5 protein-coding genes and 1 pseudogene are annotated in these 5,835 nt (G+C 61.7%); 4 read left to right on the top strand and 2 right to left on the bottom strand.

Going from position 1 to position 5,835, the window contains the following annotated elements:
- A pseudogene (locus ACESMW_RS18185) lies at positions 1-583 on the bottom strand (twin-arginine translocation pathway signal protein); the annotation flags it as partial.
- 166 nt (positions 584-749) lie between these two features.
- On the opposite strand from ACESMW_RS18185, the gene ACESMW_RS18180 reads away from it, so the two are divergent.
- Positions 750-1,490 (top strand): enoyl-CoA hydratase/isomerase family protein, encoded by a 741-nt coding sequence (locus ACESMW_RS18180; protein ID WP_372988388.1) that lies wholly within the window; start codon positions 750-752, stop codon positions 1,488-1,490.
- Here ACESMW_RS18180 and ACESMW_RS18175 read toward each other — a convergent pair.
- Entirely contained in the window at positions 1,487-3,070 is a 1,584-nt protein-coding gene (locus ACESMW_RS18175; protein WP_372988387.1) for a class I adenylate-forming enzyme family protein, read from the bottom strand. The genes ACESMW_RS18180 and ACESMW_RS18175 overlap by 4 nt on opposite strands.
- A 143-nt stretch (positions 3,071-3,213) precedes the next feature.
- Here ACESMW_RS18175 and ACESMW_RS18170 point away from each other — a divergent pair, with 143 nt between their 5' ends.
- The 3 genes from ACESMW_RS18170 to ACESMW_RS18160 all read left to right on the top strand — a co-directional run bounded on the left by ACESMW_RS18170 (position 3,214) and on the right by ACESMW_RS18160 (position 5,726).
- The gene (locus ACESMW_RS18170; protein ID WP_372988386.1) at positions 3,214-4,008 is read left to right on the top strand and encodes an SDR family NAD(P)-dependent oxidoreductase; all 795 of its coding nucleotides are present in this window, start codon (positions 3,214-3,216) and stop codon (positions 4,006-4,008) included.
- Positions 4,008-4,448, top strand: coding sequence for a PaaI family thioesterase (locus ACESMW_RS18165; RefSeq protein ID WP_372988385.1), 441 nt, complete (start codon positions 4,008-4,010; stop codon positions 4,446-4,448). Before ACESMW_RS18170 ends, ACESMW_RS18165 begins: the two co-directional genes overlap by 1 nt.
- A gap of 75 nt (positions 4,449-4,523) precedes the next feature.
- Positions 4,524-5,726 (top strand): acyl-CoA dehydrogenase family protein, encoded by a 1,203-nt coding sequence (locus ACESMW_RS18160; RefSeq protein ID WP_372988384.1) that lies wholly within the window; start codon positions 4,524-4,526, stop codon positions 5,724-5,726.
- Positions 5,727-5,835: the final 109 nt, after the last annotated feature.

Below are 5,835 nucleotides of genomic sequence, written 5' to 3'. Positions count from 1 at the left end.
CACCGGCCTCGGTCAGGAAGTTCTGCAGGGCGCCCGAGGAGCGGATCTTCAGGCTGGTGAAGTCTTCCCAGCTCTCAATGGGCTTCTTGACGACCATTTCTGTCGGGTAAACCTTGTCGGTTGCCCAGTAGACGCCGTGCTCGGCGGCTTCATCACGCAGCATCTGCTCGAAGCCCATGTTCTGGTGGAAGTAGGCTGCCTCCCAGACATTACGGAAAGCGAAGGGCAGGCCGGACGCAATACCTGCCAGGGAGACCTTGTCCTGGGCGTAGGAGGGCGAGATGGTGCCCATTTCCAGAATGCCGCGGCTGACCGCGTTGAAGGTTTCCTTGGCCTTGAACAGGGCACCGGCTTCATAGAGCTGTAGCTTCAGGCGACCATCGGTGCGTTCTTCCAGAACCCGCTTGATGCGGCCGAGACTGTCGGTGTAGGAGCTGCTGGAACCGGGCCAGTGGGATTGCACCTTCCAGGTGAAGGTCTCCTGGGCCGCTGCCGGGGTGGCAGCAAGGGCGGCAGAAACGCCAAGGGTAAGGGCGGACGCGTAAACGGTCAGCTTCTTGCGTGCTTGCATTATGAGGTTCATGGCTGTGCCTCTTTCGTTGTTGTATTGGCCTTGCTTTTAGTTTCACTCTGCAGAACTCTTAACTGCAGGGTGAATTTATGTTCTCTGAATCTATCACAACATCCGGCTTTTGCAATAGGATGTTTTTACCTCAAACATCAACGTAATGTTCTGGAAGGATAGCTCAATGATCGACATGCATCAGGCGGAGGCCGTGGTACACCTCACCATCAACCGCCCGGCGAAGAAGAACGCGCTGACCCGCGAAATGTACGGGCTGTTGAGCCGGCATATTCGCGAGGCGGCGGCTGACAAGACGGTCAATGCCATCGTCATCTCCGGGCATGGCGATGTCTTCACTGCCGGCAATGACCTTGACGATTTTCGCGCCCGTGCAACCGATCCGAATCCACAGCCCTCAGCCGGACTGGCTTTTATCGAGAGCCTGATGGACTGCGACACGCCGGTCATTGCCGCCGTGGAAGGGATTGCCATCGGCATTGGCACTACTCTGCTTCTGCATTGCGACTCGGTGATTGCCGGTCGATCTGCAACGTTCAAGACGGCTTTTGTCGATCTTGGTCTGGTGCCCGAGGCGGCCTCCACGGTCACCATGCCCCTGCACCTCGGTGCCCGCCGGGCGGCTGAGCTGCTGCTATTCGGGGAGGTCATGGACGGTGTCGAGGCCCGGGACTGTGGCCTGGTCAGCAAGGTGGTGGATGACGGTACCGCGGTGACTGCAGCTCTCGAGCTGGCTCAGCGACTGGCCGGTAAGCCCCGGGAGGCGCTCAGGGCGAGCAAGCGGTTGATCCGGGCCCCCTGGCGGGATCAGGCCAGGGAAGCGCTGGAGCGCGAGCGAGCGGTGTTCTCCGAGCGCCTGCGCTCCGACGATTGCCGGCAGGCCCTGGCGGGATCCCAGCGCCGCTAGCGGGTCCAGTAGGGCTCCCGCAGCTCCCGTTTCAGCACTTTACCGATGGTGGAGCGGGGCAGTTCCTCCCGCAATTCGATTGCCGCCAGTCGCTGGGTCTTGCCCAGCCGCTGGTTGGCCCAGTCCAGCAGCTCCGTTTCGGTATCAGGGTGGCCCGGAGCCTTCACCACCAGTGCCAGGGGTGTCTCGCCCCATTGCTCGCTGGGTATTCCGATCACTGCCACATCCGCGATGGCCGGGTGGCCGAGCAAGGTCTTTTCCAGATCCACCGCATAGATGTTGAAGCCGCCGGAGATGATCATGTCCTTGCGACGGTCGAGGATGTAGATAAACCCGTCTTCATCGATCCGGCCCATATCCCCGCTGCGATAGAACACCAGGCCTTCCGGGCTGCTCCAGAGCATCTCCCGGGTCTGTTCGGGACGGTTGACGTAACCGCGCGTCATGGAAATGGCCCGGCCGACGATTTCCCCGGTTTCGCCCCGGGGCAGTTCCCGGCCCTCGTCATCGATCACCCGGACTTCGGCGCCTTCGGTGGGCACACCCACGGAATCCCATTTGTCGGGATGGGCCGCGCAGTCCAGGCTGGTGGAGATGCCGCCCTCGGTCAGACCATAGACCTCACGGATATTACCCGGCCAGCGTCGCATGGCTTCGGCAATGACATCCGCCCGCAGAGGGGCGCTGGTGCACAGCTTGAGCTTGAAGCTGGACAGGTCGAAGCGGTCGAAATCCGGCACCGCCAGGATGCGCTGGTATTGCACCGGCACCAGCATGGCGTGGGTAACCCGATGTTGTTCTGCCAGCTCCAGGAATCGATGGGCATCGAATTTCGCCATCAGTACCAGGGTGCCGCCGTGGAACAGGGTCGGTAAGACCGAGACCAGGGTGGTGTTGGAATAAAGAGGTGTGGAGACCAGGTTGATGGCGTCGCCATCCAGCCCGAACCGGCTCATCCGGACCATCTGGCGCTGGCGGAACCGGTAGTCGTGCAGGATGCCCTTGGGGGTGCCGGTGGTGCCCGAGCTGTAGATGATGTTGAAAGGATCGTCCAGGGTGACCGGTGCCGGCTCTGCCTGATCAGTCATATCACCCAGCCATTGCTCCAGTGGCTGGCCCACCTCCCCGGTGTCCAGGCCAATCACGCCGTCTGAAGGCAGGTCCACGGACTCGCGGATCCCGGACCAGAGCGCCCGGTTCTTGCCGGACACAAACAGGAAGCGGGCGCTGCAGTCCCGGATCATCAGGGTCAGGGCCTCGCCGCTGGCCATACCCGAGAGCGGCACCATGCAGCCGCCCGCCACCAGGGTGCCGAGATACAGGGCGACGTATTCCCGGGTATTTTCCGACAGACCCGCCACGCAGTCGTCCGGCTCGAGACCGGCCTGCCGCAGGCGGTTGGCAATCCGGTTTACCTGGCTGATCAGGTCTGTCCAGGTCACCTCTCCCCGTTCATCGATAAGGGCGGTCTTGTCTCCCTGACTGTCTCGGTAACCCTGAATCCTGTGGCCGATGGCTTCCATGGTTTCACCGGCGGTGACCGGGGCGTAGACCGGCATGTCGTTAGTTGTATTTTTCATTTTCCTGTCTTCCGGCGTCGTTGTGTTTTACTAGATGAAATTTCCTTTCGAATATATTGACTCAAAACCGGAAGGCGTGACAAATTATCGAAACCATAAGAACGCGATCACAACAACAAATGCGGAAAACGAGGAGCGATTCCATGGCGCGATTTGACCAGCGCATAGCCGTCGTCACCGGTGCCGGTAGCGGCATTGGCCGTGCCACCGCCGTCCGTCTGGCCCGGGAGGGCGCCTCGGTGGTGATGGTCGATGTGTCCGAGGCCGGCCTGCTTGAGACCGAGAGCGCCATGCCCGAGGACGCTCGCTACCAGCGCCATCTGGTGGACGTGGCCGACGAAAGCCAGGTGAAGGATCTGGTGGCGGAAACCATGGAGACCTTTGGCCAGATCGACGTGCTCTGCAACATCGCCGGCATTGCCAGCACCTCCGGTGGTCACCCGCCGGTGACCGGTAACGATCGTGAGGAATGGGACAAGGTGCTGGCGGTCAACCTCATCGGCACCATGCTATTCATCAAGCATGTCGCGCCGCATATGCAGGCCCGCAAGCTCGGTGCCATCGTCAACACCGCCTCGGTGGCCGGCATCCGCTCCGGTGCCGGGGGCAATGCCTACAGTGCCTCCAAGGCCGGGGTGATCAACCTGACCATGACCGCCGCCTGTGACCTGGGCGGGGACAATGTCCGGGTCAACGCCGTCTGTCCCGGCCTGGTGGAAACCGGCATGACCCGCGCCGTCTTCGATTACGCCCGCGCCCACGAGAAAGCCCACAAGCTGGGCTCCCGGTGCGAGCTGCGCCGTTACGGCAATCCCGAGGAGATTGCCGCTGCCATCCTGTTCCTTGCCAGCGACGACGCCAGTTACATCACCGGCCAGGCCCTGGCGGTGGATGGCGGCAATACCGCCTCCCTTAACCTGCCAGGAATGAAAGTCTGATGAGTGAGGAAAAGCTGCACATTGCGGGGGGCCAGGACCTGCCCGGTTTCCACAGCCTGCTGGGCTACCGCCAGGTGTCCTGGGAAGAGAACGAAGCGGTGATCGAGTTGGCGCTGGAATCCCGGCACCTGAACCTGGGCGGCGTGATCCACGGCGGTGTACTGACCTCCCTGCTGGATATCGTCCTGGCCCAGGCCGGTACTTACTGCCCTTACCCGGGGCGCATGCGCAAGGCGATCACCCTGTCCCTGACCACCACCTTCACTGGTCAGTGCTCGGGCGGCGTGATCCGGGTAACAGGGCGTAAGCGCGCCGGCGGCACCCGTATTTTCAACAGCACCGGTGAGGTCCATGACGATCAGGGCAACCTGCTTGCCATCGGTGAAGGCACCTTCCGGATCCGCTCCGGGAGCGATAAACCCGAGGGCGTGCCAATCTGATTGGCCGGATTCAAACCACCATGATTGCCGCGCAAGAGGGGGCAGTCAGGACACAATCAACGAGAGGAAACGGACATGTTCGAGCTGTCTGACAAGGCTAAAAAGCTGCAGGCCGAGTTAACCGAGTTCATGGATGCCTACATCTATCCGAACGAAGAGAAGCATCACCATCAGGTGGAAGAAGCCGAGGATCGCTGGGCACCGGTTCCCATCATTGAAGAACTGAAGCAGAAGGCGAAAGCCGCCGGTCTGTGGAACCTGTTCCTCCCGGACAGCGAGTTCGGTGCCGGCCTGTCCAACTTTGAATACGCGCACCTGTGCGAAATCATGGGCCGCTCCGAGATGGCCCCCGAGGTGTTCAACTGCTCGGCGCCGGATACCGGCAACATGGAAACCATTGCCCGCTATGGCAATGAGGAGCAACAGGACCAGTGGTTGAAACCGCTGCTGGCCGGCGAAATCCGTTCCTGCTTTTCCATGACCGAACCGGATGTGGCCTCCTCCGATGCCACCAACATCGCTTGCGAGATCCGGCGCGAGGGCGACGAGTACGTCATCAATGGCCGCAAGTGGTGGTCCTCCGGTGCCATGACCACCACTTCGAAGATTGCCATTGTCATGGGCAAGACCGACCCGAACGCGGAAAAGCACAAGCAGCAGTCCATGATCCTGGTGCCGCTGGACGCCCCCGGCGTGAAGATGGTCCGCCCGCTGCACGTGTTCGGGTACGACCACGCGCCCCATGGCCATGCAGAGATTCAATACGACAACGTGCGCGTGCCGGCCAGCAATATGCTGCTGGGTGAGGGCCGCGGTTTCGAGATTGCCCAGGGCCGCCTGGGGCCGGGCCGTATTCACCATTGCATGCGCACCATCGGCGTGGCCGAGCGGGCACTGGAAGCCATGTGCAAGCGGGCCAATGCCCGCGAGGCCTTTGGCCGCAAGCTGTCCGACTTTGATTCCATCCGCAAGGACATTGCCCGCAGCCGGCTGGAAATCGAGCAGGCGCGCCTGCTGACTCTGAAAGCGGCCCACATGATGGACACCGTCGGTAACAAGGTGGCCCGCCAGGAAATCGCCATGATCAAGGTGGTAGCACCGAGCATGGCACTGAAGGTTATCGACCGGGCCATCCAGGTCCACGGCGGCGCGGGCGTCAGTCAGGACACCTTCCTGGCCTCCGCCTGGGCCAAGGTTCGCACCCTGCGTCTGGCCGACGGACCGGATGAGGTGCATCTGGATTCCGTTGCCAAGATGGAACTCCGTCAATACCGCTGATCTCTGTCCGGCCCGTTGATACGGGTGCATGAACAAACGGGGAGGCACCTGCCGGGACACGCCGTGAATACGTCCCTGTAGGCTTGAGCAAAACATCCATGTTTTGCAC

Source organism: Marinobacter sp. (assembly GCF_041690455.1).
Taxonomy (GTDB): domain Bacteria; phylum Pseudomonadota; class Gammaproteobacteria; order Pseudomonadales; family Oleiphilaceae; genus Marinobacter.
This window is presented reverse-complemented; position numbering and strand designations above follow the sequence as displayed.